This is a genomic window from Angustibacter sp. Root456, assembly GCF_001426435.1.
In the GTDB taxonomy this organism is placed as follows: Bacteria; Actinomycetota; Actinomycetes; order Actinomycetales; family Angustibacteraceae; genus Angustibacter.
On sequence record NZ_LMER01000020.1, the window covers coordinates 668,968 to 693,521 of the forward strand.

23 protein-coding genes are annotated in these 24,554 nt (G+C 73.0%); 10 read left to right on the top strand and 13 right to left on the bottom strand.

Translation table 11 applies throughout. From position 1 onward, the window contains the following. Positions 1 to 46: 46 nt before the first annotated feature. Complete coding sequence (locus ASD06_RS17810) at positions 47 to 916, top strand: DMT family transporter (RefSeq protein ID WP_056680774.1); 870 nt, start codon at positions 47 to 49, stop codon at positions 914 to 916. Positions 917 to 979: 63 nt separating this feature from the next. Here the strand turns inward: ASD06_RS17810 and ASD06_RS17815 are convergent, their stop codons facing one another. Then, on the bottom strand, positions 980 to 1,957 hold the full coding sequence (locus ASD06_RS17815; RefSeq protein ID WP_157371789.1) for a hypothetical protein: 978 nt from the start codon (positions 1,955 to 1,957) through the stop codon (positions 980 to 982). 142 nt (positions 1,958 to 2,099) lie between these two features. Here ASD06_RS17815 and clpB point away from each other — a divergent pair, with 142 nt between their 5' ends. Beyond that, positions 2,100 to 4,694, top strand: coding sequence for an ATP-dependent chaperone ClpB (gene clpB / locus ASD06_RS17820; protein WP_056680780.1), 2,595 nt, complete (start codon positions 2,100 to 2,102; stop codon positions 4,692 to 4,694). Positions 4,695 to 4,779: 85 nt separating this feature from the next. Here clpB and ASD06_RS17825 read toward each other — a convergent pair whose 3' ends face one another. The 3 genes from ASD06_RS17825 to ASD06_RS17835 are packed head-to-tail and all read right to left on the bottom strand — an operon-like array spanning position 4,780 to position 8,005. Continuing rightward, positions 4,780 to 5,619: an SDR family oxidoreductase gene (locus ASD06_RS17825; protein WP_056680783.1), complete on the bottom strand. Its 840-nt coding sequence runs from the start codon at positions 5,617 to 5,619 to the stop codon at positions 4,780 to 4,782. Then, positions 5,616 to 7,115 carry an NAD(P)/FAD-dependent oxidoreductase gene (locus ASD06_RS17830; protein ID WP_082538180.1) on the bottom strand — a complete coding sequence of 500 codons (1,500 nt, stop codon included), beginning with the start codon at positions 7,113 to 7,115 and terminating at the stop codon, positions 5,616 to 5,618. Before ASD06_RS17830 ends, ASD06_RS17825 begins: the two co-directional genes overlap by 4 nt. Beyond that, on the bottom strand, positions 7,112 to 8,005 hold the full coding sequence (locus ASD06_RS17835; RefSeq protein WP_056680788.1) for an alpha/beta fold hydrolase: 894 nt from the start codon (positions 8,003 to 8,005) through the stop codon (positions 7,112 to 7,114). The genes ASD06_RS17830 and ASD06_RS17835 overlap by 4 nt, the downstream gene beginning before the upstream one ends. A 62-nt stretch (positions 8,006 to 8,067) precedes the next feature. Here ASD06_RS17835 and ASD06_RS17840 point away from each other — a divergent pair, with 62 nt between their 5' ends. Continuing rightward, the gene (locus ASD06_RS17840; RefSeq protein WP_200942295.1) at positions 8,068 to 8,673 is read left to right on the top strand and encodes a TetR/AcrR family transcriptional regulator; all 606 of its coding nucleotides are present in this window, start codon (positions 8,068 to 8,070) and stop codon (positions 8,671 to 8,673) included. A gap of 54 nt (positions 8,674 to 8,727) precedes the next feature. Here ASD06_RS17840 and ASD06_RS17845 read toward each other — a convergent pair whose 3' ends face one another. Together ASD06_RS17845 and ASD06_RS17850 are read right to left on the bottom strand one after the other, a co-directional pair. Further along, the gene (locus ASD06_RS17845; protein ID WP_056680791.1) at positions 8,728 to 9,084 is read right to left on the bottom strand and encodes a VOC family protein; all 357 of its coding nucleotides are present in this window, start codon (positions 9,082 to 9,084) and stop codon (positions 8,728 to 8,730) included. 35 nt (positions 9,085 to 9,119) lie between these two features. After that, the gene (locus ASD06_RS17850; protein WP_056680794.1) at positions 9,120 to 9,902 is read right to left on the bottom strand and encodes an exodeoxyribonuclease III; all 783 of its coding nucleotides are present in this window, start codon (positions 9,900 to 9,902) and stop codon (positions 9,120 to 9,122) included. A gap of 51 nt (positions 9,903 to 9,953) precedes the next feature. Here ASD06_RS17850 and ASD06_RS17855 point away from each other — a divergent pair, with 51 nt between their 5' ends. Continuing rightward, the gene (locus ASD06_RS17855) at positions 9,954 to 10,727 is read left to right on the top strand and encodes an SDR family oxidoreductase (protein ID WP_056680797.1); all 774 of its coding nucleotides are present in this window, start codon (positions 9,954 to 9,956) and stop codon (positions 10,725 to 10,727) included. A 36-nt stretch (positions 10,728 to 10,763) separates the two neighbouring features. Further along, positions 10,764 to 11,306, top strand: coding sequence for an orotate phosphoribosyltransferase (gene pyrE / locus ASD06_RS17860; RefSeq protein ID WP_056680800.1), 543 nt, complete (start codon positions 10,764 to 10,766; stop codon positions 11,304 to 11,306). Positions 11,307 to 11,557: 251 nt separating this feature from the next. Here the strand turns inward: pyrE and ASD06_RS17865 are convergent, their stop codons facing one another. Both ASD06_RS17865 and ASD06_RS17870 read right to left on the bottom strand, forming a co-directional pair. Further along, positions 11,558 to 12,172, bottom strand: coding sequence for a bifunctional 2-polyprenyl-6-hydroxyphenol methylase/3-demethylubiquinol 3-O-methyltransferase UbiG (locus ASD06_RS17865; RefSeq protein ID WP_056680805.1), 615 nt, complete (start codon positions 12,170 to 12,172; stop codon positions 11,558 to 11,560). 43 nt (positions 12,173 to 12,215) lie between these two features. After that, a complete protein-coding gene (locus ASD06_RS17870) occupies positions 12,216 to 13,709 on the bottom strand; it encodes an MFS transporter (protein ID WP_056680808.1) in 1,494 nt (497 codons plus the stop codon). A gap of 170 nt (positions 13,710 to 13,879) precedes the next feature. Between ASD06_RS17870 and ASD06_RS17875 the strand changes: the two genes are divergently transcribed. Beyond that, the gene (locus ASD06_RS17875) at positions 13,880 to 14,497 is read left to right on the top strand and encodes a LemA family protein (protein ID WP_056680810.1); all 618 of its coding nucleotides are present in this window, start codon (positions 13,880 to 13,882) and stop codon (positions 14,495 to 14,497) included. 68 nt (positions 14,498 to 14,565) lie between these two features. Next, entirely contained in the window at positions 14,566 to 16,566 is a 2,001-nt protein-coding gene (locus tag ASD06_RS17880) for a hypothetical protein (RefSeq protein WP_056680813.1), read from the top strand. Here ASD06_RS17880 and ASD06_RS17885 read toward each other — a convergent pair. Both ASD06_RS17885 and ASD06_RS17890 read right to left on the bottom strand, forming a co-directional pair. Further along, positions 16,560 to 17,210, bottom strand: a complete 651-nt coding sequence (locus ASD06_RS17885; RefSeq protein WP_056680816.1) for a DedA family protein — start codon at positions 17,208 to 17,210, stop codon at positions 16,560 to 16,562. The two genes, ASD06_RS17880 and ASD06_RS17885, sit on opposite strands and share 7 nt — an antisense overlap. Next, the gene (locus ASD06_RS17890) at positions 17,210 to 17,800 is read right to left on the bottom strand and encodes a helix-turn-helix domain-containing protein (protein WP_056680820.1); all 591 of its coding nucleotides are present in this window, start codon (positions 17,798 to 17,800) and stop codon (positions 17,210 to 17,212) included. The genes ASD06_RS17885 and ASD06_RS17890 overlap by 1 nt, the downstream gene beginning before the upstream one ends. A 63-nt stretch (positions 17,801 to 17,863) precedes the next feature. Here ASD06_RS17890 and ASD06_RS17895 point away from each other — a divergent pair, with 63 nt between their 5' ends. Both ASD06_RS17895 and ASD06_RS17900 read left to right on the top strand, forming a co-directional pair. Next, a complete protein-coding gene (locus ASD06_RS17895) occupies positions 17,864 to 19,144 on the top strand; it encodes an MFS transporter (protein WP_082538181.1) in 1,281 nt (426 codons plus the stop codon). A 158-nt stretch (positions 19,145 to 19,302) separates the two neighbouring features. Beyond that, complete coding sequence (locus tag ASD06_RS17900) at positions 19,303 to 20,310, top strand: LCP family protein (protein ID WP_082538182.1); 1,008 nt, start codon at positions 19,303 to 19,305, stop codon at positions 20,308 to 20,310. 81 nt (positions 20,311 to 20,391) lie between these two features. Here the strand turns inward: ASD06_RS17900 and ASD06_RS17905 are convergent, their stop codons facing one another. Continuing rightward, a complete protein-coding gene (locus ASD06_RS17905) occupies positions 20,392 to 21,099 on the bottom strand; it encodes a DedA family protein (protein WP_056680825.1) in 708 nt (235 codons plus the stop codon). 42 nt (positions 21,100 to 21,141) lie between these two features. Here ASD06_RS17905 and ASD06_RS17910 point away from each other — a divergent pair, with 42 nt between their 5' ends. Further along, the gene (locus ASD06_RS17910) at positions 21,142 to 21,792 is read left to right on the top strand and encodes a TrmH family RNA methyltransferase (protein WP_056680828.1); all 651 of its coding nucleotides are present in this window, start codon (positions 21,142 to 21,144) and stop codon (positions 21,790 to 21,792) included. Positions 21,793 to 22,011: 219 nt separating this feature from the next. On the opposite strand, the gene ASD06_RS17915 is transcribed toward ASD06_RS17910, so the two are convergent. Further along, positions 22,012 to 22,971: a 1-acyl-sn-glycerol-3-phosphate acyltransferase gene (locus ASD06_RS17915; RefSeq protein WP_056680831.1), complete on the bottom strand. Its 960-nt coding sequence runs from the start codon at positions 22,969 to 22,971 to the stop codon at positions 22,012 to 22,014. Beyond that, on the bottom strand, positions 22,968 to 24,548 hold the full coding sequence (locus ASD06_RS17920; protein ID WP_200942297.1) for a lactate racemase domain-containing protein: 1,581 nt from the start codon (positions 24,546 to 24,548) through the stop codon (positions 22,968 to 22,970). The genes ASD06_RS17915 and ASD06_RS17920 overlap by 4 nt, the downstream gene beginning before the upstream one ends. Between the last annotated feature and the right edge of the window lie 6 nt (positions 24,549 to 24,554).

Sequence of the window (24,554 nt, forward strand, 5' to 3'; positions counted from 1 at the left end):
GGTGCGGCATGCTCGGGAGTATGCGATGCACGGGGGAGGTCGAGCGATGAGCGCCGCCGCGGTGCTGGTCGCGCTGGCGGCCGCCATCGCGTTCGGCTGGTCGACCGCGCTCATGCACCACGGCGCGTCCGGCGCGGACGACGGCGTGGGCTACCTGCGCCTTCTGCGCCACGTCGTGACGCAGTGGCGGTGGCTGCTCGGCATGGCGGCGAGCCTGCTGGGTCTTGGGCTGCACGTCGTCGCGCTGCACCTCGGCTCGCTGTCGCTGGTGCAGCCGCTCGTGGTCACCGGTCTGTTCTTCTCCCTGGTCTTCCGCGACGCGCTCGACCACCAGTGGCCCTCGCGCCGCACCCTCACCTGGGGCGCCATCACCGCCGCCGGGCTCGCGCTGTTCCTCACCGCCGCAGGCTCGACGGACGGCGTTCCTGCCCCGGACGACGGCCACGCGGCCGTGCTCATCGGCGTCGGTCTGGCGCTGACCGCCACCTTCGTGTGGGCGTCGGTGCGCTTCAGGCCGTGGGCGGGCCTGCTCATGGGGACGGCGGCGGGCATCGTCTTCGGGCTCGTGGCGGGGTCGATCAAGGCAGCCACCGAGGCGTGGAGCGCGGGCGAGGTGCTGAGCTCGTGGCCGGCGTACGCCGTGTGCGTCCTGGGACCGCTCGGCTTCCTGCTCAACCAGCGGGCCTACAACCGCACCCGGCTGCCCGACTACCTGCCCATGCTCAACATGGTGAACCCGCTGGTGAGCCTGGTCTTCGGCATCGTCGTGTACGCCGAGCGGCCGCCCGGCGACCTCGCGTCGGTGACCGCCGAGGTCATCGGCCTCGGAGCGGTGCTGCTGGGCATCTTCTTCCTCGCCCGCACCGACGAGCCCACCCCCGCCGCGGCGCCCCGCGAAGTTGATCACGTGAAGTAGGTTCACGAGCACTTCGCACGGGTTGCACGCCGCGTGAAGTGCTGGCCCACCCCCTTAACGTGATCACCGGGGCGGGCGCTCGGTGAGGTGGGCGACGCGATCGCGGGCGCGCCGGGCCGCCTTCTCGGCGGCGCCCAACGCCTTGTCAGCCGCCGCGCGCCCGGACGCCGCGGTCGTCGCCCGCCGCTGGGCGTCCCGGACGGCGAAGCGGGCCTGGGCGAGCTGCTCGCGCAGGTCGTCGACGTGCGCCTCGGCCTGCGACTGCACCTGCTCGGCCTGCTGCTGCTCGGCCTCGGCCGCCGCGGCAGCCTGCCGAGCCTCCTCGACGGCGCGCTCGGCCTCGTCGAGGTCGCGCGCCGCCTGATCGCGACGCTGAGCCAGCACCTGGTCGCCCCGCGACGCCCCCGCCTTCGCCCGTCCCGGCGACGGCGGTCGCGACCTCTCCCGCTCCGTCTCCCGCTCCGTCTCCCGCGCCTGCTCCCGGGGCTTCTCCCGCGCCTTCTCCCGGGGCTTCTCGGGTGACGCCTTCGCCGGACCCCGCCCGGTGAGCGGCGTGGCTGTGGCCGCGGTGAGGTCGACCTCGCCGAACCCGGCGTACGCCAGGGCCTTGGTGAGGCGTCCGGACGCCACCGCCTCGGACGCCGCGACGTCGGCGACCGCCGCGCGCAGCGTCGCCTCGACCTCCTGCCGCCCGGCGTCGCTCAACCCACCGTCGACCAGCCCGACGGCGGTCTCGACCAACCCGGCTGCGGCGCGCTGCCGCTCGTGCCCGAGGGCCCGCAGGTCGTCGCCCTTCAACCCGGCCTGGGCGTCGCGCAGGCGTGCGCCCAGCTCCAGGTAGGCGGCGAGCTCGGCGGCGGCGTCGCGCGCCAGCTGGTTGACGGCGTAGGCCCCGGCGGTCGGCCGCCGGAGCGCCTTCAGCTGCTTCGCCAGCCCGGTGTCGCCGTCCCGCTTGGCGTCGGCCGCCAGGGCGTCGCGGCGCGCCGTGAACTCGCCAGGTGCCAGCGCGTACAGCTCGTCGACGGCCTCGTCGAGGTCCATGCCCACCTCCTGGCCGCCCATCCTGCCGCGCCGCACCAGGCGGCGCGCGCGGCTAGACTCAGTCACAGTTGAGCGGAACACACTCAACTTCGTGCGCGTTGACACCGGTGAACCCTTCCGCGTGACCCCCAGGAGCACCTGCATGGACCTCACCACCCGCAGCCAGGAGGCGCTGTCGGACGCCGTCCGCACGGCGTCGGCCGGCGGCCACCCGCACGTCGAGCCGGCCCACCTGGCGTCGGCGCTGCTCGCCCAGACCGACGGCACGACGCGTCCGCTCGTGCAGGCCGTGGGAGCCGACCCGGCGTCCCTCAAGGCCGCGGTCGACCGCGCGCTCGCCGCCCTGCCGTCCGCCACCGGCGCCACGGTCGGCCCGGCGGCGCCCTCCCGCGGCACGCTCACCGTGCTGAACGCGGCGAAGGAGGAGGCCGAGGCCCTCGGCGACCAGTACGTCTCCACCGAGCACCTGCTCTTGGGTCTCGCGGCGGACGTCGGCCCCGTCGGCCAGGCGCTCAAGTCGGCGGGTGTGACCCGCGAGGGCCTGCTCGACGCGCTCCCCAAGATCCGCGGCGGCGCCAAGGTGACGAGCCCCGACCCCGAGGCGACCTACGACGCGCTGAGCAAGTACGGCGTCGACCTCACCGCCGCAGCCCGCGAGGGCAAGCTCGACCCGGTGATCGGCCGTGACAGCGAGATCCGCCGCGTGGTGCAGGTGCTCAGCCGCCGCACCAAGAACAACCCCGTGCTCATCGGCGAGCCGGGCGTCGGCAAGACCGCCGTCGTCGAGGGTCTGGCGCAGCGCATCGTCGACGGCGACGTGCCGGAGTCGTTGCGCGACAAGCGGTTGATCTCGCTCGACCTCGGCGCCATGGTCGCCGGCGCCAAGTACCGCGGCGAGTTCGAGGAGCGGCTCAAGGCCGTGCTCGAGGAGATCAAGGGCTCCGAGGGGCAGATCGTCACCTTCATCGACGAGCTGCACACCGTCGTCGGCGCGGGTGCGTCCGGTGAGGGCGCCATGGACGCCGGCAACATGCTCAAGCCGATGCTCGCCCGCGGTGAGCTGCGCCTCGTCGGCGCCACCACGCTCGACGAGTACCGCCAGCGCATCGAGAAGGACCCGGCGCTCGAGCGGCGCTTCCAGCAGGTCTTCGTCGGCGAGCCCAGCGTCACCGACACCATCGCGATCCTGCGCGGGCTCAAGGAGCGCTACGAGGCGCACCACAAGGTGGCCATCGCCGACTCCGCGCTCGTCGCGGCCGCCTCGCTGTCGGACCGCTACATCACCGGCCGCCAGCTGCCCGACAAGGCGATCGACCTCGTCGACGAGGCCGCGTCGCGCCTGCGGATGGAGATCGACTCCTCGCCGGTCGAGATCGACGAGCTGCGCCGCGCCGTCGACCGGCTCAAGATGGAGGAGCTCGCCCTCGAGAAGGAGGACGACGACGCCTCGCGCGAGCGCCTCGCCCGGCTGCGTAAGGACCTCGCCGACCGCAGCGAGCAGCTCGCCGCGCTCACGGCCCGCTGGGAGCAGGAGAAAGCCGGGCTCAACCGGGTCGGTGAGCTGAAGAGCCAGCTCGACGACGTCCGGTCGCAGGCCGACCGGCTGCAGCGCGAGGGCGATCTCGCCGCCGCGTCCGCACTGCTCTACGGCCGTATCCCCGAGATCGAGCGCGAGCTCGCCGAGGCGCAGGCAGCCGAGGCCACGGCAGAGGGCACCGGCGCGTCCGAGCCGATGGTGAAGGAGGAGGTCGGCCCGGACGACGTCGCCGACGTCGTCGCGGCCTGGACCGGCATCCCCGCCGGCCGCCTACTCGAGGGTGAGACCGAGAAGCTCCTGCGCATGGAGGAGGTGCTCGGTGGCCGGCTGATCGGCCAGCGGAGCGCCGTCGAGGCGGTCAGCGACGCCGTCCGCCGTTCGCGCGCGGGCATCAGCGACCCCGACCGCCCGACCGGCTCGTTCCTGTTCCTCGGCCCCACCGGCGTCGGCAAGACCGAGCTGGCCAAGGCGCTCGCGGACTTCCTGTTCGACGACGAGCGGGCCATGGTGCGCATCGACATGAGCGAGTACGGCGAGAAGCACACCGTCTCGCGGCTCGTCGGCGCCCCGCCCGGGTACGTCGGCTACGACGAGGGCGGCCAGCTCACCGAGGCCGTGCGCCGGCGGCCGTACTCGGTGGTGCTGCTCGACGAGGTCGAGAAGGCGCACCCTGACGTGTTCGACATCCTGCTGCAGGTGCTGGACGACGGCCGGCTGACCGACGGCCAGGGCCGCACCGTCGACTTCCGCAACGTGATCCTCGTGCTGACGTCGAACCTCGGCTCGGTGTACCTCGTCGACCCGAACCTCGACGAGCGGGCCAAGCACGACGCCGTCATGAGCGCGGTGCAGGCGGCGTTCAAGCCGGAGTTCCTCAACCGGCTCGACGACGTCGTCATCTTCGACGCGCTGTCGATCGAAGAGCTCGGGAGGATCGTCGACCTGCAGGTCGATCGGCTCGCCAAGCGCCTGGCCGAGCGCCGGCTGAGCCTCGAGGTCAGCGACGCCGCGCGCGAGTGGCTGGCGCTCACCGGGTACGACCCGGCGTACGGCGCGCGTCCGCTGCGTCGCCTGGTGGCCAAGGAGATCGGCGACCGGCTGGCGCGCGCGTTGCTCGCCGGTGAGATCCGCGACGGTGACACGGTGCTGGTCGACCGGTCGGCCGGGGAGGCCGACGGGCTCACCGTCACCCCCGCCTGACGCCCCCTCCGGCAAATTCTTGGGAATTCGTACGTCTGGGGCACGCCAGACGTGCAAGTTCTTGGGAATTTGCCGGGGGCGGGGGTCAGCCGGCCCGGCGGGCGCGGTAGCGCCGCACCTGCTGGTCGACCGCCGCGTGGACGACGGTGGGCAGCCACCGCTGGGCCGCAACCACCGCCCACTGCTCGCGCGGGAACACGACGAGCGGCTTGTTCTTGGCCACGCCGTGCAGCACCGCGTCGGCGAGCGGCTCGGGCCCGGGGAGGCCGCGCGGCTGCAGGGTCGCCGCCAGCTGCCGGACGCCGGACGTCGCCGCGGTCGGCGCCATGCCGGGGTTGAGGTTGTCGAGCAGCGGGGTCGCGATGAAGGCCGGGCAGACCGCCGTCACCCCGACGCCGACCGGCTTCAGCTCCGAGCGCAGGGCCCGGCTGAGCGCGACGACCGCGTGCTTGCTCGTCGTGTAGGGCAGCATCATCGGCGTCGTCATCAGCCCGGCCATCGAGGCCGTGTTGACGATGTGGCCGCTGCCCTGGCGGGTCATCGCCGGCACGGCCGCCTGCACGCCGTGCACCACGCCGTGCAGGTTCACCGCGAGACAGCGGTCCCAGTGCTCGTCGTCGAGCTCGTCGACCAGACCGCCGACGCCGATGCCGGCGTTGTTGAACAGCAGGTCGAGGCGGCCGTGCGTGGCCACGACCTGGTCGACGGCGTCGCGGAACGCCGGCCGGTCGGTGACGTCGAGCGTGATCCCCGTCGCGCCGCCAGCGCCGGCGGCGGTCTCGCTCAGCTCCGCGGCCGTCGTCCGGGCCGCGATGCCGTCGACGTCCGCGACCACGACCACGTGTCCACGCGACGTCAGGGCCTGGGCCAGCGCCCGCCCGATGCCGGACGCTCCGCCCGTGACCAGGGCGACCTGTTGCTTCATGCCGAGACCTCCTGCGGTGGTGAGGGCACGCGCGCCGGCTCGTCGACGTCCAGCTGCACGTGCGCGGGGTCGAGGCGGCGGGTCCGCCGCCACAGCGAGACGCTGGACGACGGCCAGAGCGTCCGGTTGTTGCCGAACCGATCGAGGTACCAGCTGCGGCAGCCGCTGGCCCACACCGTGTGCTTCGAGCGGCGCTCGAGCTCGGCGTTGAAGGTGTCCTGCACCCGCTGCGGCACCGAGACCGACCTCGCGCCGGCCTCGTCGCGCATCCGGATGCACTGGGCGAGGTACCGGGTCTGCGCCTCGATGACGAACACCATCGAGTTGTGGCCCAACCCCGAGTTGGGCCCGACGACGAGGAAGAGGTTGGGGAAGCCGGCGACCGTGACGCCGAGGTGGGCCTGCATGCCCGCCGACCAGGCCTCGCGCAGGGTGCGGCCACCGGCGCCGGTGACCGTGAGCTGGTCGTGCGGCTCGGTCACCTTGAACCCGGTGCTCAGCACCAGGGTGTCGACCGGGTGGCGCCGCCCGTCGGCCGTGACGACGGCGCCGGCCTCGACCGCCGCGACGGGGCTCGTGACGAGGTCGACGTTCGGCCGGTTGAACGTCGGCAGGTAGTCGTTCGAGATGAGGATCCGCTTGCAGCCCATGCGGTACGTCGGTGTGAGGGCCCTGCGCGTCGCGGGGTCGTCGACCTGACGGCGCAGGTGGCGCCGGGCCATGAGCTCGAGCAGCCGCATCACTGACGGCGCGGTCGTGAAGGCCAGTACGCGAGACTCGTTGCGCCAGTAGAGGCCCGCGCGCACGAGACGGTAGAGCCAGGGCTTGCGCTCCAGCCGCTCCTGCTCGTCAGAGGTGATCTCGCGGTCGCCCTTGGGGATGATCCACGACGGGGTGCGCTGCAGCACGGTGAGGTGCTCTGCTCGCTGAGCGATCTGCGGCACGGCCTGCACAGCGCTCGCTCCCGTGCCGAGCACCGCGACGCGGCGTCCGTCGATGGCGGCGGTGTCGTCGTCCGGCCACTGCGCGGTGTGGAAGACGTTGCCCCGGAACGACTCCAGGCCGGGTAGCGCCGGGACGAACGGCTCGCTGAGCGCGCCGGTGGCCAGGACGAGCGAACGCGTCGACAGCCGCGTGCCGCGCGCGGTGCACAGGTGCCACAGCCCGGCGTCGTAGGTGGCCTCGACCAGCTCCTCGCCGTAGCGGATCCATTGCGAGACACGGAACTCGTCGGCGACGCGGCGCAGGTAGTCCCAGATCTCCGGCTGCTCGGCGTAGGCGCGGGACCAGCGAGCCGACGGCGCGAAGGAGAAGGAGTACAGGTGCGACGGGATGTCGCAGGCGCAGCCCGGGTAGCGGTTGTCACGCCACGTGCCGCCGAGCGCGTCGGCCTTCTCCAAGAGCACGATGTCGCTGATCCCGTTGCGCTGCAGCTCGATCGCCGCCGCCAGACCGCCGAATCCGGTGCCGACCACCACGGCCTCGTGCACTATCACGACGCCTCCTCGACGAGCTCGCTCAGGTGGCGCGCGACGACCTCCGCGGCCTCGTAGCCCAGCATGTGACCGGCGCCCGGCAGCACCTCGAGCTGGGCGTGCGGCACGAGCTCGGCGAGCCGACGGGCGTGCGACACGGGGGTGAGGCGGTCGAGCTCGCCCACGAGCACGTGCGTGGGGACGTCGGCCAGCACCGCGAGCGCCTCGGCCTCGTCGTGCGCGCTCAGCGCGGCGTAGTAGCGCCCGATCGTGGCCAGGCGGGTGGAGGCCACCATGTCGCGCGTCGCGGCGACGTCCGCCGGCGCGGCCCGGGTGCCGAACAGCAGCCGGCGCTGGCTCTCGTGCGTGATCGCCCGACCCGCCCGCACGCCCGGCACGCGGGAGATCGTGCGCATCAGCGGCACCTCCCCGCGGCGCCCCAGGCCACGCAGCTCGCCCGCCGAGGTGCTCACGAGCGCGACGCCCCGCACCCGGGCGCGGACGTCGTCCGGATGCGTGCCGGCGTACGCCATGACGGTCATGCCGCCCATCGAGTGGCCGCCGAGCACGAGCGGCCCCGCGGGCGCGACGGCGGCGATGACGGCGGCGAGGTCGTCGCCGAGGCCGCGCACGCTCGGCTGCACCCGCGGACGGCGACGACGCCCCCGCAGCGTCGAGGCCCCGTGGCCGCGCTGGTCATAGGTCACGACGCGCACGCGCACGCGTTGCTGGACCAGCCCGACGACGCGGTCCCACGAGCGGTGGTCGAGCGTCCAGCCGTGCGCGAGCACCACGGTGGGTGCCGACGGACCGGCGCCGCCCGCCGCCTCGTGCACCCACGCGGCGAGGCGGGCACCGTCGTCCGCCAGCACGGTGACGGGCCGCACCGCGACCTCGGTGGTGACCGGCACGGAGCCTCCTTCGTCAGCTCTGGAACTTACCGGCGGTAACTTACCTGTCGTAAGGTGATCCTGTGAAGTCGCCGACCCGCACCCGGATGCCTCGAGCTCAGCGCGAGCAGCAGATGCTGCAGGTGGCCGAGGCCGTCTTCGCGGAGTCCGGTTACCAGGCGACCTCGATGGACGACATCGCGGCGCGGGTGGGGGTCACCAAGCCGATGCTCTACGAGTACTTCGGCAGCAAGGACGGCCTGCTGCGCGCGTGCCTCGCCCGCGCCCGGCAGCAGCTGCACGACCAGACGGTCGACGCAGTGCGCGGCGGTGGCGAGCCGCGTGACCTCATGGCCCGCGCCGTGCGCGCCTTCTTCGACTTCGTCGACGACCACGCGGCGGCCTGGGCGGTGCTGCAGGCCGAGTCGATGGTGACCACCGGCCCGGGCGCCCGGGAGATCGAGGAGATCCGGCGCCAGCAGAGCGACTACACCCAGGCCCTGCTGGCCGGCCTGCCTGGCGGCTCGACGCTGGACCCCCTCGAGCTCGCCGCGCGAGCTGAGATGGTCATCGGTGCCTGCGAACGCGTCGCCGTGTGGCGGACGGCGCAGGCGGCCCAGGCGGTCGGCGCCGACCGAGCCACCGAGCTGGTGATGGACGTCCTCTGGCCGGGGCTGTCCACCACCTGACCCCCGCCGGTTGACCGCCTGCCGGCTCCCTCGTGAGGACCAGGCAGGGGACGGTCAGCTGGTGCAGAGGCAGAACGGGTGCCCGGCCGGGTCGAGGAACACCCGGAACGTCGTGCCCGGCTGGTGCTCGGCCCGGGTGGCGCCCAGGGCGACGACGGCGGACTCGCCGGCGTCGAGGTCGTCGACGACCACGTCGAGGTGCATCTGCTGCGGGTGCTCCTGCCCCGGCCACGACGGCGCCCGGTAGTCCTCAACCTGCTGGAAGCTGATGCAGTCGCCGTAGTCGGCCCGGATGTCGACCCAGCCGTCCTTCGGCTCGAGCTGCCACCCCAGCAGCTCGGCGTAGAAGCGGGCGAGGCGGTCGGCGTCCGGGCAGTCGATGACGACGGTGGGGAACTTCGCGATGGCCATGGCGGGACGCTAGTGCCCCCCTCCGACAGCCGGCCTCAGCCCAGCTCGACGATCACCGGTGCGTGGTCGGACGCGCCCTTGCCCTTGCGCTCCTCGCGGTCGATGGCCGCGCCCGTCACCCGGGACGCCAGCGCCGGGGAGGCGAGCACGAAGTCGATCCGCATGCCCTGCTTCTTCGGGAACCGCAGCTGCGTGTAGTCCCAGTAGGTGAACTGACCCTCGGTATGCGGCCGGACGACGTCCGCGTACCCCGCGTCGACGATGGCGTCGAAGGCGGCCCGCTCGGGCGGGGAGACGTGCGTGGAGTTGGCGAACACCGCCATGTCCCAGACGTCCTCGTCGCGCGGCGCGACGTTCCAGTCGCCGACGAGGGCGATCTGCGCGGACGGGTCGTCGGCCAGCCACTGGGCCCCCGCGACGCGCAGGTGCTCGAGCCAGTCGAGCTTGTAGGCCAGGTGCGGGTCACCGAGCTGGCGGCCGTTCGGCACGTAGAGGCTCCACACGCGCACGCCGCCGCAGGTGGCGCCGAGCGCGCGCGCCTCCGCCGCCAGGGGCTCACCCCAGCCGGGCTGGCCGGGGAACCCGAGCTCGACGTCCTCGATGCCGACGCGCGACAGGAGCGCCACGCCGTTCCACTGCGAGTGCCCGTGGTGGGCCACCTGGTAGCCCATCGCCTCGAACCGCTCGGTGGGGAACTGGTCGTCCTTGCACTTGGTCTCTTGCAGCGCGACGACGTCCACGTCGCTGCGCTCGACCCACGCGACGATGCGCTCGAGGCGGGCACGGGCGGAGTTCACGTTCCAGGTGGCGATGCGCACAGGTCGAACCTACCGCCGGGCGCCGACACCCTCGGCGGCTAGGGTCCGGCCATGACCACCGCCCTCGTCACCGGCGCCACCGCGGGTATCGGCCTCGCGTTCGTCCGCCGCCTCGCCGCCGACGGCCACGACCTCGTGCTCGTCGCGCGCGACCAGCAGCGGCTCGACGAGGTGGCCGCAGAGCTGCGCACCGCCTACGGCCGCCAGGTCGAGACCCTCTCGGCCGACCTCACCGACCGGGCCGCCGTGCAGCGGGTCGCCGACCGGTTGGCTGACGCGAGCCGGCCGGTCGACGTCCTGGTCAACAACGCCGGTTTCGGGCTGGGCCGCGGGTTCCTGTCGACCGACGTCGCCGACGAGGAGCGGCTGCTCGACATCCACTGCCGCGCGGTGCTGGTGCTCACCCACGCGGCGGGGCGCGCGATGCGCGACCGCCGGAGCGGCACGATCATCAACGTCTCGTCGGTGGCGGGCTTCGCGGCGATGGGCACGTACTCGGCGGTGAAGGCCTGGGCCACGGTGTTCAGCGAGTCCGTCGCGACCCAGCTCGCGCCGTACGGCGTGCGCGTGATGGCGCTCTGCCCCGGGTTCGTGCGCACCGAGTTCCACGGCCGCGGGGGCATGGACATGTCGGCGCTGCCCGAGTGGGGGTGGCTCGACGCCGACGACCTCGTGGCCGAGGCGCTCGCGGACGTCGCCAAGGGCAAGGTCGTCAGCGTGCCGAGCCGGCGGTTCGGCACGCTCGTGCTGGCCATGCGTCACCTGCCGCGGTCGGTGGTGCGCAAGGGCTCGGGCGCCGTGCAGCGCCGTCGCACGCAGGGCTGAGGTCGCGCCGGCGACTGCCCGATAGGCTGCGGCCCTGTGACGAGCCCTCGCGACGCCCTCCTGACCCACATCACCGACTCCGCGATCGTGCGCGGCAAGGTGACCCTCTCGAGCGGCAAGGAGGCCGACTACTACGTCGACCTGCGCCGCGTGACGCTGGACGGCGCGGCCGCGCCCCTCGTCGGCCAGGTGATGCTCGACCTCACCGCCGACCTCGAGTACGACGCCGTCGGTGGCCTCACCATGGGCGCCGACCCGGTCGCGACGGCCATGCTGCACGCTGCCGCCGCTCAGGGCCGCGAGCTCGACGCCTTCGTCGTCCGCAAGGAGGGCAAGGCGCACGGGCTGCAGCGGCGCATCGAGGGCCCCGACGTCACCGGACGCCGCGTGCTCGCCGTCGAGGACACCTCCACCACCGGTGGCTCGGCACTCACCGCCGTGGAGGCGCTGCGCGAGGCGGGCGCCGACGTCGTCGCCGTCGCGGTGATCGTCGACCGCGACACCGGCGCGGCCGAGCGCGTGCGCGACGCAGGCCTGGAGTACCGCTTCGCGTACTCCAAGGCCGACGTCGGCCTCTGAGCCCCCGGCCCCTGCTCGATCCTGCCCGCCAGAACCTCTCCCGTGGGTTTGGCGCGGGGGCACCCTGCTGCATTCCTATGGCAGTTGGGTGCCCCAGTCGCACTCATGGAGTGAAGTGATCCTCCCCAGCGTGGCGCTGGCGTGCATGATCACGGACGGCGGTGGGTGCGCTGGCGTGCATGATCACGGACGGCGGTGGGTGCGCTGGCGTGCATGATCACGGACGGGGGTGGGTGCGCTGGCGTGCATGATCACGGACGGCGGGAGGCGGGGCGGCGCAGGACGCTGACGGCGAAGGAGCTGTCGTCGGCGAACGGGCGCAGGTCCCAGGTGGCGAAGCGGTGCTCGAGCAGGAGGCCGCTGCCCTCGGTGTCGGCGTCGAAGTCGGCGAGTGAGTAGCCGCGGTCGAGGCCGAAGCCGATCACCGCGACGCCGTCGGCCCGTAGGTGCTCGGCGAGCCGTCGCAGCACGGCGCCACCGCTGCCCGGCGCGAGGTAGGGCATGACGTTGCCCGCGCACACGACCGCGTCGAACGGCGCGCTCTCACCCGCCGCCGCCAGGTCGAGCTCCGAGAGGTCGGCGACCAGCCACCGCGGCCCGGGGTGGTCGGCCTCCGCGGCCTCGATGAGCAGCGGGTCGGCGTCCACACCGACCACCTCGTGGCCGCGCACGTGCAGCTCGGCACCCACTCGCCCGGGGCCGCACCCGGCGTCCACGATCCGCGCACCGCGCGGCACCATGGCGTCGACGAGCCGCGCCTCACCGGCCAGGTCGGCGCCGTCGGCAGCCATCCGCCGGAAGCGGTCGATGTACCACTGGGAGTGCTCGGGACCGTGCTGGGACGCCCAGCGCGTGGGGTTCGCCATGACCCCGACCGTAACGCCGGACCGACCCAGCGTCCGGGGCGGGTCAGGCGGGGTCGCGCACCTGCCCGCCCGAGCGGTCCTCGGCGGTGGCCGACTGGTCGTCCCGCTCGGCCGACCGGTCCGGCCGGACGACGTCGACGATGCCGGCGACCAGGGCCAGCACCAGCAGCAGGACGGTGAGCCGCAGCGCGGTGCTGAGGGCGCGCGCGGCATCACCCTGGCTGCTGGCGAGGGTGCTGAAGTAGACGCTGCCGACCACGGCGATCCCCGCGGCCGTCCCGATGCGCTGCCCGGTCTGCAGCACACCGCTGGCCGCGCCGGCCTGCCGCACTGGCACCTCGCTCACGGTGATGGTGAGGTTCGGCGAGATGACGAAGCCGCTGCCGAGGCCCGCGAGCAGCAGCGGGCCCGCTGTCCACCACGCCACGCTCGGCTGGTCGCCCCGCCAGGCGACGACGGCGTCGGTCAGCGCCAGCCCGATCGCCACCGCCACGATGCCCCCGACGACGAGGGGCCGGCCGTGGCGCGACACGAGCCGGCCGGCCGGCACGGCCGTGAGCGCCGAGCCGGCCGCGAACGGGGTCACCGCCAGGCCGGCCTGCAGGGCGCTCAGCCCGAGGCCCGACTGCAGGTACAGCGTCGTCACGAAGAAGATGCTCGTGAACCCGGAGAAGTACAGGACGCCGATCGCGGTGCCGGCGCTGAAGCTGCGCCGGGCGAACAGGTGCAGGTCGACCAGCGGGTCGTGGCCGCCGCGAGACTGCCGGCGCTCCCACAGCACGAACGCGAGCAGCAGCAAGGCCCCCACCGGCAGCAGCAACCACTTCGCCGAGCCCTTCCACTGCTGCTGCTCGACGAGCGGGAGCAGCAGCACGACCACGGAGGCACCCAGCAGCAGCACGCCCACGGGATCCAGCCCCTGGCTGCGGCGCCGAGAGCCCGCGGACGCCGGCACCCACCGCGCCGCCAGCGCCATGCAGGCGAGCCCCACCGGCAGGTTGATGAAGAAGATCCAGCGCCACCCGACGTCCGTGCCGAGCACCTTGATGATCGTGCCGCCGAGCAGGGGCCCGATGGCCGTCGAGATGCCGATCGCGGCGCTGAGGTAGCCGAACGCCCGGCCCCGCTCGGCGCCGCGGAACTGCTCCTGGATCAGCCCCGAGATCTGGGGGTTGAGCAGGCCGCCACCGATGCCCTGGCACAGCCGGGCCACCACCAGCACCACGGCGCTGGGTGCCAGGCCCGCGACCACGCTGCTCACGGTGAAGACGGCCACGCCGGTGACGAACATGGCGCGCCGCGACCAGACGTCGCCGAGGCGGCCGGCGGGCACCAGCACCAGCCCGAAGGTGAGCGCGTAGCCGGAGACGATCCACTGCAGCTCGCTGCTCTGCGCGTCCAGGCCCTCACGGATCGACGGCAGCGCCACGTTCACGATGCTGATGTCGAGCAGGGTCATGAAGGCCGCGACCAGGCAGACGGCGAGGGCTCGCCAGCGCTGGGCGTCGGGGGCGTCGGGGGAGGTGCGGTCGCTCACGGTCCGACGCTAGGTGGGGCGGACGACGCCCGCCCGCCGGTGACCGGCTCGGCCACGCCCGGGTGGGTTGACGTGCATGATCACGGGGGGGGTGGCGTCGGGAACCCAGAGGCGGTGCCGGACGTCGCACCACCGGTAGCATCGCGCTGCACCCTCGGAAGGGGACCTTCATGGGTACCGGGATCGTCATCCTGATCATCGTCATCGTGCTCGTCGTCGTGCTCGCCCTCGCGGCGGTCGGGATGTACAACGGGCTCATCAAGCTGCGCAACGTCGTGCAGGAGTCGTGGCGGCAGATCGACGTCGAGCTCAACCGGCGGCACGACCTGATCCCGAACCTCGTCGAGACGGTCAAGGGCTACGCCTCGCACGAGCGCGAGACCCTGCAGGCGGTGACCAACGCGCGCGCCGCGGCGATGCAGCCGGGCGCGTCACCGGCCCAGCAGGCCCAGCAGGAGAACGTGCTCACGCAGGCGCTCGGCCGGCTCTTCGCCGTCGCCGAGGCCTACCCCGACCTGAAGGCAAACCAGAACTTCCTGCAGCTGCAGCGCGACCTCACCGACACCGAGGACCGCGTCGCCGCCTCACGCCGGTTCTACAACGCCAACGTGCGGGCCCTGAACACCAAGGTCGAGACGGTGCCGTCGAACATCGTCGCGGGCATGTTCGGGATCAAGCAGGCCGAGTACTTCGAGGCCGACGACGAGCAGGTCCGCGCGGCGCCGCAGGTGTCGTTCGGGACGCCGGGCGGCGCCCCCCAGCAGCCTCCGGCCCCGCCCTCGGCGTGACCGGGGTCACCGGCGTCAGGTGACTCGAACGGCTCAAGAACACGCCGATCCTTGCCGATAGCCACACGGTGGCTGCCTTCCCTCGATCCCTCGTCACCCTCGGCGTCATCGCCCTGATGGTCGTGCCGGCGTCCGTGGCGAGCGCGACGCCGTCGTCCGGCCGCCCGGACGCGACACCTGGCTCGAGTGTCGGCTCCGCCCAGCGGGCGGCGCACGGTCATCGCCCCGATCCGACGCACGTCGACCCCGCGCCGCGTGGCGTCGACGTGCACGCTCGGGTGTCGACGGCTGAGGTGGTGGCGCGCTCCGGTGTGGAGCGGCGTCCGGCTCGGCTCGCCCCGCGGTCGTCATCGCGCACCGGCAGCCAGCTCGCCGGCGACACCCTCGCGGCGGACCGCCCCGCTGTCGTGCTCGACGTGCCCGCCGGCGTTCCGGGCAACCCTGCCATCACCCAGCACGTCTCGCCCTCGTGCACGGGCACGGGCACCGACGGCAACCGGGTGCAGGTGCTGTACGCCTACGAGGCCGGCCAGGCCGACCGGCTGGCATCGATCAGGGCCTCGCTGCAGTCGTACGTAGCCGACGTCGACGACACCTTCGCGCTGTCGTCGCCGAACGGCAACCGCCGGGTGCGTTGGGTCACCTCGTCCAGCTGCGTGCCCGACATCCGGGCGGTGCAGGTGCCGGTCGGATCGTTCGGCAACACCACCACCTACGGCCTCGACGAGATCGCCACCGCCGCCGAGCAGGCGGGGATCCAGACGGCCAACCGCAAGCTCCTGACCTTCGCCGACGCGAACGGCCTGTGCGGTATCGGTGAGATCTACCAGGACGACTCGGCGGCCGCCACCAACACCAACAACACCGCGGTGCCCATGGTCGCGCGCATCGACGTGGCGTGCTGGAGCATGGGCGCGACGGGCCACTCGACGCCGGCGCACGAGCTGATGCACATGCTGGGCGGGGTGCAGGAGTCCGCGCCGCACTCGACGACGCTCGGCCACTGCACCGACGAGAACGACGTCATGTGCTACGAGGACGGTGGCTTCGACCACGCCGGCGTGCACGCCCTCATGACGCAGGTCTGCCAGGCTGACGCGGACGAGCGGTTGTTCGACTGCGGTCGCGACGACTACTTCAACGCGGGCACGCCCGGCACCGGCTCGTACCTCGCGACGCACTGGAACACCGCGCAGTCGAGCTACCTCAACGTCATGACCACCTCGATCTCGGGCCCGACGTCGCTGCGTCCCGGGCTCGCCGCCACCTACACCGCCACCCCGAGCCTGCCGGCCACGGTGCGGTGGACCGCGACGGCGTCCGGCTGCCTGCCCGCGACCGTGACGTCGCTCAGCATCCGCGTGCAGTGCCCCTCGAGCTACCACGGCACGTTGGGCCTCACCGCGACGTTCACGACGTCGTCGGGTCAGCAGCTCGTGGCGAAGCGGTCGGTGAGCCTGAGCGGACCGTCGGCTCCCCTCGCGGTCGCGCTGAGTGCGACGTCCAAGGTCTACACCGGTTACGCCGCAACGCTGTCGACGTCGGTCAAGTACGGCGCGACGCCCGTGCGTGCGCGCCTGTCGGCTCAGTACTACTCCAAGGTGAACGGGGTGGGCACCTGGCGCACCTTCGCCACCACGACCACCTCGTCGACCGGCACGGCGCGCTTCTCGGCGCCACGCTGGACGACGATCGGCAAGCGCTACTACCGCGTCGTCGTGTCCGTGGGTTCGGGCAGCGGGTGGACCACGCACGTCTCGCCGACTCGCGTGACGTACTCGATCTACCGGATGCACCTGACCTCGGGCGTGCGCAGCGGCCGCCCCGACCTGGTCGCCGGCTACCTGCGCACGAGCACCGGCGCACCGGCGCGCTACCAGAACGTCCGCCTGCAGTACCGCCACTCCGGCAGCCCGACGTGGCACAGCCTCACGTGGCGCAAGTCGTCGCGCACCGGGCGGGTGGCCGCGAGCGTGCAGCCTCGCCGGCGGACGTACTACCGCTGGGTGTACTACGGCGCCACGTACTACGGAAAGGCCGTGAGCGCCCAGCGGTACCTGCGCTACTGAGCCGCGTCGTCCACCGAGCGCTCGCCACGCCGGCTCCGCCGCCGGGCGATCGCTGGGCCGGCGAGGGTGCCGACCACCGACGCCAGGACGGCGACCCCGGCGACGGCGTACGCGGCGTACCGCAGCCACGGCACGCTGTAGGCCCAGTGGCCGAGGACGACCAGCCCGGTGGCCCACAGCAGCGCGCCGACGGCGTTCGCCGAGCCGAACCGCGCGTACGACATGCGGGCCACGCCGGCCACGATGGGCGTGAAGGTGCGCACCCACGGGATGAAACGCGCGATGACGACGGCGCCCCAGCCCCAGCGCTCGTAGAACCGTTCTGCCGCAGGCAGATGGCGCGCGGCACGCCCGGCTCTGCGCTCCACCCAGGGCCGGCCGAACCGCCGTCCGCTCCAGTAGCCGACGGCGTCACCGGCCACGGCCGCGACCGCCACGCCGAGCGCGAGCACCCACACCGACAGCGGGGAGCCCGGCTGCGCCGACAGCAGGCCCGCCGCGAACAGCACCGTGTCTCCCGGCAGGAAGAACCCCACCAGCAGGCCCGACTCGACGAACACCAGCGCGAAGAGCACCGCGTAGACCCCGCCGGCGGTGAGGTGGGCGAGGTCGGGGTCGAGCAGGTTCGAGAGCCAGTGCGACATCAGTCGGCGATCTCGTCGTCGGGGTGCACCGGCACGACGGCGAAGAAGAAGCTCACCGGGCGGGTGTCAGGACGACGCTCCCGCAGGTCGCGCACCTGGCTGAACCGGTCGACGGTCTGCAGCACCGCCTCGCTGAGCTCGCGCGCCTCCTCAGCGGTGAGCCGAGGGAAACCGCGGTTGATGGTGGCGATCTGTCGCCAGGGCTCGGGTTCGTCGTCCTCGCGCCGCCGCCAGGCGTCGAGGTCACGGCGGAGTCGGTCGAGGTAGAGGCCGGCGACTGCGTCGCTCGCGGCGGGAGAAGCGCTCGCGCTCATGATCGTCAGGCCCTTGGCGCTGGCCTCCCAGGGGCGCTCGCGCGCGTCACCGGACGACGTCGCCCGCCGCACGATGCCCCACTTCTCCAGGGCCCGCAGGTGGTAGCTCATGGCGCTCGGGGTCAGCCCGGTCAGGGTGGCCAGCTCGCTCGCCGTGCGGACGTTGCCCTGGTAGAGCTCGTCGACCACGGCGGTGCGCGCGGGGTGGGCGAGCGCGCGCAGGGCGCGGGGGTCGTCGAGGACGAGCTCGTCGGGCGGGGGCTTGCGGCGGGGCACGGCACGAGCCTACGGCGTGGAGGGGGTTGCGCGCCGCAGGTGTGAAGCGTTACCTTCACAGTTATGAAGCGAACCCTTCGGAATCTGCGGACGTCGGTGTGGCGGCACCGCGACCTGCGGCTGGCCGGCCCCGGGCGGGCCCTCAGCGTCCTCGGCGACGAGATCGCGCTCATCGCGCTCATGCTCCACGTGCACGACAGCGGCGCCGGAACACGCGGCGTCATGCTGCTGCTCGGCGCGGCCGCGCTGCCCACCGTGCTGCTCGCGCCGTGGGCGGGCCGGCTCGCCGACCGCGTGGACTCGCGGGTGCTCACGGTGGCGAGCGCACTCGGCCAGCTGCTCGCCTGCGTGGCCCTGGCCGTCGCCGGGCCGTTGTGGCTGGTGTACCTGCTCGTCATGGCCCTGCAGGCCGGCCAAGCGGTGAGCTCGCCGACATGGCAGGCGCTCGTGCCACGCATCGTCGGGCCCGACGAGGTAGGCCGCGCCGTCGGCGCCACCCAGGCGCTCACCACCCTGGCCGCCGTGGGCGGCGCCCCCCTCGGTGGCCTGCTCGCCGGCCTCGGTGGCCAGCGCCTCGCCCTGCTGGCGGACGCCGCGACGTTCGGCGTGCTCGCGGTGGTGGCGCTCGCCGTCCGCACGCGCCGGGCCGGTGCGCACGACGCCACGCTGGCCCTGGCGCGGGCTGCCGCAGCCGATCGCCCCAAGGCGCTCGACGGCCTGCGCGTGGCCCGGCGCGACGCGCTGCTCTGGCCGATCCTCAGCGCCCTCATGGTCTACGTCGTCGTCGGCGAGGCGACGAACGTCGTCGAGGTGTTCCTGGTGCGCGACGCGCTGCACGGCACGAGCGTGCAGTACGGCCTCGTCGGGATGGCCGTGACGCTCGGCATCGTCGGCGGCTCGCTGCTGGCCGGTCGCGCCAGCGGCGCCCGCGCGCTGGCCGTGGTGACGGTGATCGCGGCGGCGGTGCAGGCCGCGGCCGTGCTGGGGGCCGGGCTGGCGCCGTCCATCGTCGCGGTCATCGGGGCGTTCGCCGTGCTCGGAGTGGCCAACGGCGCGCTCAACACCTCGACGTCGACCCTGGTGCTCACGCGAGTGCCCGATCAGCAGCTCGGCCAGGTCAACGCTGCCCTCAACGGGATGGCGCGGGGCTTCTCGATCGGGGCCCTGCTGCTCGGCGCGTGGGCGGGCGGGGTGCTCGGGCCGCAGCGGACGTTCGTCGCGTCCGGCGTCGCGTGCCTGCTCGTCGCCGGCTGGCTCGCCGTACGCGTGCACTCAGCCGCACGGCCTACCCTGGCCCGGTGGCAGACGAGCGACGACCAGGCGACGACGACCGCACCCGGGTGATCCATACGGGGGGAACCCGGGGACCGGGACGGGCTCCGGACGGCGCCCCTGGGCACGGCGTGCGGCCGCCCTCGGCCGGGGGCCGGAGTCCGCAGCGGCCGAGTGCCGGTGGTGGCTACGCAGGCGGCGGGTCGGGGGGCGAGTACGCCGGTGGCGCGGTGCCCGCGACGGGGCGTCCGCGGCGGCGGCGGCGCGTGCCCGTCAAGACCATCGTGCTGCTGGTCGTGCTCGCGGTCATCGCCTACCCGATCGCCCTGCTCGCCGTCGCCTGGACCCACCTCGGCCGGGTCGACGCGCTGCCGGCCGACACCGCCGCGACGCCGGGCCGCACCTACCTGGTCGTCGGCTCGGACTCGCGCAAGGGCCTGACCAAGGAGCAGGCCAAGCAGCTGCACACCGGCGGCGCCGACGTCGGGCAGCGCACCGACACGATCATGCTGCTGCACGTGCCGGCCGGTGGGGGCCCGACGGTGATCATGAGCATCCCGCGCGACAGCTACGTCAAGATCCCCGGCCACGGGCACAACAAGATCAACGCCGCCTTCGCCTTCGGCGGTCCGAAGCTGCTGGCCCGCACCATCGAGGAGGCCAGCGGAGTGCAGATCGACGACTACGCCGAGATCGGGTTCGGCGGCTTCGCGGCCATGGTCGACGCCGTCGGTGGCGTGAAGATCTGCCCCAAGCGCGACATGAAGGACAAGGACGCCGGCCTCAACATCAAGAAGGGCTGCCAGCAGGTCGGCGGCGCCGTCGCGCTGGGCTACGCACGGGCGCGGCACTCCGACCCCCGCGGCGACCTCGGACGCGTCGAGCGCCAGCGTGAGGTGCTCGCCGCGATCGTGTCGAAGGCGACCCAGCCCTCGACCCTCATCAACCCGTTCCGCACGTTCCCTCTCGCGTCGTCCGGGGCCAGTGCGCTGACCGTCGACGAGCACACCGGGCCGGTGGCCCTGGCCCGCTTCGTCTTGGGCATGAAGGGCGCAGCCGGGGGCAACGGCCTGTCGATGACCGTCCCGGTGGCCGGCACCGGGAACCGCCCGGGCGCGGGCTCGGTCGTGCTCTGGGACGACGCCAAGGCCCGCAAGGTGTTCGCCGCCCTCAAGCGCAGCGACACCAAGGCGCTGCGGCCCTACGCCGAGGAGCAGAAGGCCCAGCTCGACAAGTAGCCCCCGCCCGGCCCACCCCGTCGTCCGTGATCATGCACGCCAGCGCACCTCGGGGCCCGGGGTGGCCGCCCGTCGTCCGGGTCAGGGACCGGTGACGTCCTCGTCGACCACGCGCTGGCGCTCGTGCACCTCGTCGTACCGAGGGTCGCGGCCGTCGTCGCGCGCGGTGGCCTTCGCCCGGCGCCGGTGGAGCAGCCACTCGATGCCCACCGGCACGAGCGAGACGAGCACGATGGCCAGCAGCATCGACTCGATGTGGCCGCGGACGATCGGGATCGTGCCGAGGAAGTAGCCGAGCAGCGTCACGCCCACCGCCCAGAGCACGGCACCCAGCCCGCTGTAGGTGTAGAAGCGGCGGCGGTCCATGCGCCCGACCCCGGCGACGAGGGTGATGAAGGTGCGCACGATGGGGACGAAGCGCCCGAGCACGAGCGCGCGGGGGCCGTACCGGTCGAAGAACGCGTACGTCTGGTCGATGTGCTTCTGCTTCACCAGGCGCGAGCTGGGGCCGACGATCTTCGGCCCCGCCGCGCGCCCGATCTCGTAGCCGGCCACGTTGCCGCCGAACGCCGCGAGGGTGAGCAGCACCAGCACCAGCCACAGCGGGTAGTGGATCGTGCCCTCGCTGACGAGCAGGCCCACCGTGAACAGCAGCGAGTCGCCGGGCAGCAGGAAGAAGAACAGGCCGCACTCGATGAACACCACGGCCATGGCGCCCCACAGAGCCCACGGCCCGAAGCTGTCGAGCAGGTGCTGGGGGTCGAGCCACGAGGGGCCGAGGGTGTGCATCACCCCTCAAGGGTAGGTGAGTCGCTCGCGTACGCTCGCCGCGTGGATCCGACGTCGCGCGACGGCGCAGGTGCGCAGCCCGAAGTCGGCGTCGGCCCGTGGCCCGGCCCGTGGCCGGACGACGACCGGTACGACCCCGAGCTGCTGCGGGTGGGGGACGCCCGCAACGTCGTCGACCGCTACCGGTACTGGCGGCTCGAGGCCATCGTGGCCGACCTCGACACCCGGCGGCACCCCTTCCACGTCGCGGTCGAGAACTGGCAGCACGACTTCAACATCGGGTCGGTCGTGCGGACGGCGAACGCGTTCCTCGCCGGGGGCGTGCACGTCGTGGGGCGGCGGCGCTGGAACCGGCGCGGTGCGATGGTGACCGACCGGTACCAGCACGTCAGCCACCACGCCGACGTCGACTCGCTCGTGCAGTGGGCGGCGTCCGCCGGGCCGGACGGCGGGCCGCTGCCGCTGGTGGGCATCGACAACCTGCCCGGCGCGGTGCCGCTCGAGGGGTACCCGCTGCCGCGCGCGTGCGTGCTGGTGTTCGGGCAAGAGGGGCCGGGGCTCTCGGCGTCCGCGCACGAGGCCTGTGACGTCGTCCTGTCGATCGCGCAGTTCGGCTCGACCCGCTCGATCAACGCCGGCGCGGCCGCCGCGATAGCGATGCACACCTGGATCACCCACCACGCCCTCCCGTAGGTGGCCCTCTTTGGCGCGGTGGCACCCTGCGGCCAACCTAGTGAAGCGGGGGCACCCAGTCGCCATCAGCGAATGAAGTAGAGCGCCCCAGTCCCGCCACGCGCTCACCCTGACGCGCGGGGGAACTGGGGAAGATCACTGCATCGAGCGATGCCCACTGGGGCACCCCACTGCCATAGGTTGGCCGCAGGGTGCCACCGCGCCACACAACGGGAGGGGTCAGCGGGGCCAGATGCGCCGGTGCGTGCGGACGGCGGGTGCCTGGGTCTGCGCCCACACGCGCCGCCAGGGCGCGACGTCGGGCCCGGACGTCGACGGGGTGGCGCCCGAGGCCGCCCGCCGCTGCGCCTGCCACCAGGTGGTGGCGTCCTCGTCGATGAGCTGGCTCACCGCCGCCTCGACGCGCGCACCGAGCTCGCGCGGACCCTCGCCGTCACCCGGCCGCAGCGGCTCGCCGAAGCGCACGGTCACCGGGGGACGCCCCGGCACCGGCCACCCGCGCCCGCGCGGCATGGCCGCGAACGAGCCGCGGATGCCGATCGGCACGACCGGCACCTGGTGCTGCACCGCGAGGTACGCCGCACCGTGCCGGAAGCGGCGCGTCCAGCCGTCGGGCGAGCGGGTGCCTTCGGGGAACACCACGACGCTCCAGCCCTCGTCGAGCAGCGAGCCGGGCGTCGACGACAGCGAGCCGGAGCGGCGCTCGATCGGGAAGGTGTTGAAGACCATCGCCGAGCCCGTGGCCCGCCACCAGGTGTCGAAGAAGTAGTCCGCCGCTGCCGCCACCGCGGTGTGCCGGCGCCACGCGTGCGGCAGCGAGCACAAGATCAGCGGGGTGTCGAGGTGCGAGGTGTGGTTCGCCACGAAGACGACCGGGCCGTGCACGCGGTCGAGGACGTCGAGCCCGTGCACGGTCGGCCGGATCTCGTGGCGCAGCAACGGGGCCAGCCCGAACCGCTGGATCCCGTCGCGCACTGCCACCGCCGCCGGCCGGCGTGCCCACTCCGTGGGGAACGGCTCGCTCGTCTTCGCCGGCACGAAGGGCTCGGCCGAGCGCGGCACCATCTGCCGCCGCCCCCAGCGCCAGCCCTTGGCGACCATGCGGACGTCGGCGCGCGCGCCGCGCAGCAGCTCGCCCGAGAGCACGTGGCGGGTGACGTGGGCGACCGGACCGCTCATCGCACGTCCGCGATCAGGTGCGGAGGGTTGCGCAGGTAGGTGATCGACGGCGATCGGCCCACCGTGCTCGACGCCATCTCGAGCGCGTCCTGCAGGGAGGACGCCGCCCGGAACCCCATGCGCTCCACGGCCTTGCGGTTCGCGCCCACCCAGATCACGTCGCCGACGTGGTCCATCGCGTGCGCCGCCCAGTACCACATGTAGAACGGGTGGACGCCGTGGTAGGCGTGCGACGTCCGGTACAGGTGGATGTACCAGGGGTCGGTGGCGTACTGCTCCTCGAACTTCGCCTCGATGACCGCGGGGTCCGTGGACGACGTCAGCACCTCTTCGTAGAAGTCGACGTAGCTCGGGTGGTGAAGCTGGTTGAAGTCCGGCTCGACCGGGTGGTACAGGATCACCGCGCCGCCCTTGCGGACCACGGGCTGACCTCGGTAGCTGTTGAAGTAGTAGCCGAGCCCCATGCACGTGGCGAGGATCGGGTTCATCACCGAGTTGACGTTGTAGGGCCCGAGGTAGGGGACGCCGAGCACGAGGACGTCGCTCTGCCCCTGCACCTCGACGAGCTGCTGCTCGTGCACCTTCGCCACGGTGAGCTCGTGCACCGCCTCCGTCTCACCGGCGTTCACACCCGTGAGCCCGTACGGCGCCCGCATGCCCTGGAAGATGTTGTGCGTCAAGCCCTTCGGGGCCAGAGCCAACCCGCGCCGAGCGGCGAGCATGGACGCCTGGTCCTTGACTCCCCACTCCCACTCGCGCTTTTGCAGGAACGCGAACTGCGACGGGAAGACGTCGTTGTTGAGCGTCGTCTCGATCGTGAAGATCTTGACGTGGTCGGCCAGCATGCGACCCATGCGCCAGGCGCTGTGGTGCATCGCCGACTTCGTGTGGTCCATGAACGACCGCGAGTGCACCATCGTGTGGCTGTTGTGGTGATGGCGCAGGCTCTTGTACGACGCGAGCCCGATCGGCACGGACTTGTGGCCGCCGTCCATGGCCACGAGGTTGACGTTGACGTAGACCAGCAGGTCGCTCTCGGCCGCGCGACGGTTGATCTCGACGTCCTCGCCGCGGTCGGTCTGGCCGACGTGCAGCAGGTTGTCCTTGTCCTCGGCGTCGTGGTTGTAGAGGGCGCCCTGGGGGAAGAACGAGCGGAACACGCGCTCGCCCACGATCTCCTTGAGCTCGGAGGCGGTGAGGCGGCGGTGCAGCGCGTTGGCCGAGATGATCTCGACGTCGTCGACGCCGGCCTCGGCGGCCATGGTGAGCACCTGCTCGATGATCCGCTGGCGGATGTCGGGTTTCACCATGGGCGGCAACGGCAGCGAGATGTCGTCGAACGCGATGGTGAGGCGCATGCCCGGCCGCAGCAGGGTCGGCAGCGGGTCGCTGCCCACCGGCTCGAGCAGCGCGCGGTGGATCGCGCCGTCGACGTCGCGGATGCCCGGCAGCGACTCCGGCGGGTAGACCACGCGCGTGCCGCGCGGGAACGTCTCGAGGCGGAACCCCTCGCCCTCGTGGACGACGAGCGGCGGCGTGCGGCCGTCGACCTCCAGCACGAAACCTGGGCGGCTCACGAGCTT

Bases quoted from the DNA above. Each gene is read 5' to 3' on its own strand.
- ASD06_RS17915 (WP_056680831.1), bottom strand. From the start codon at position 22,971: ATGAGCGGTCCGGTCGCCCACGTCACCCGCCACGTGCTCTCGGGCGAG.
- ASD06_RS17855 (WP_056680797.1), top strand. From the start codon at position 9,954: ATGACCACCGCCCTCGTCACCGGCGCCACCGCGGGTATCGGCCTCGCG.
- ASD06_RS17845 (WP_056680791.1), bottom strand. From the start codon at position 9,084: ATGGCCATCGCGAAGTTCCCCACCGTCGTCATCGACTGCCCGGACGCC.
- ASD06_RS17875 (WP_056680810.1), top strand. From the start codon at position 13,880: ATGGGTACCGGGATCGTCATCCTGATCATCGTCATCGTGCTCGTCGTC.
- ASD06_RS17885 (WP_056680816.1), bottom strand. From the start codon at position 17,210: ATGTCGCACTGGCTCTCGAACCTGCTCGACCCCGACCTCGCCCACCTC.
- ASD06_RS17895 (WP_082538181.1), top strand. From the start codon at position 17,864: ATGAAGCGAACCCTTCGGAATCTGCGGACGTCGGTGTGGCGGCACCGC.
- ASD06_RS17905 (WP_056680825.1), bottom strand. From the start codon at position 21,099: ATGCACACCCTCGGCCCCTCGTGGCTCGACCCCCAGCACCTGCTCGAC.
- ASD06_RS17815 (WP_157371789.1), bottom strand. From the start codon at position 1,957: ATGGACCTCGACGAGGCCGTCGACGAGCTGTACGCGCTGGCACCTGGC.
- clpB (WP_056680780.1), top strand. From the start codon at position 2,100: ATGGACCTCACCACCCGCAGCCAGGAGGCGCTGTCGGACGCCGTCCGC.
- ASD06_RS17825 (WP_056680783.1), bottom strand. From the start codon at position 5,619: ATGAAGCAACAGGTCGCCCTGGTCACGGGCGGAGCGTCCGGCATCGGG.
- ASD06_RS17865 (WP_056680805.1), bottom strand. From the start codon at position 12,172: ATGGCGAACCCCACGCGCTGGGCGTCCCAGCACGGTCCCGAGCACTCC.
- ASD06_RS17810 (WP_056680774.1), top strand. From the start codon at position 47: ATGAGCGCCGCCGCGGTGCTGGTCGCGCTGGCGGCCGCCATCGCGTTC.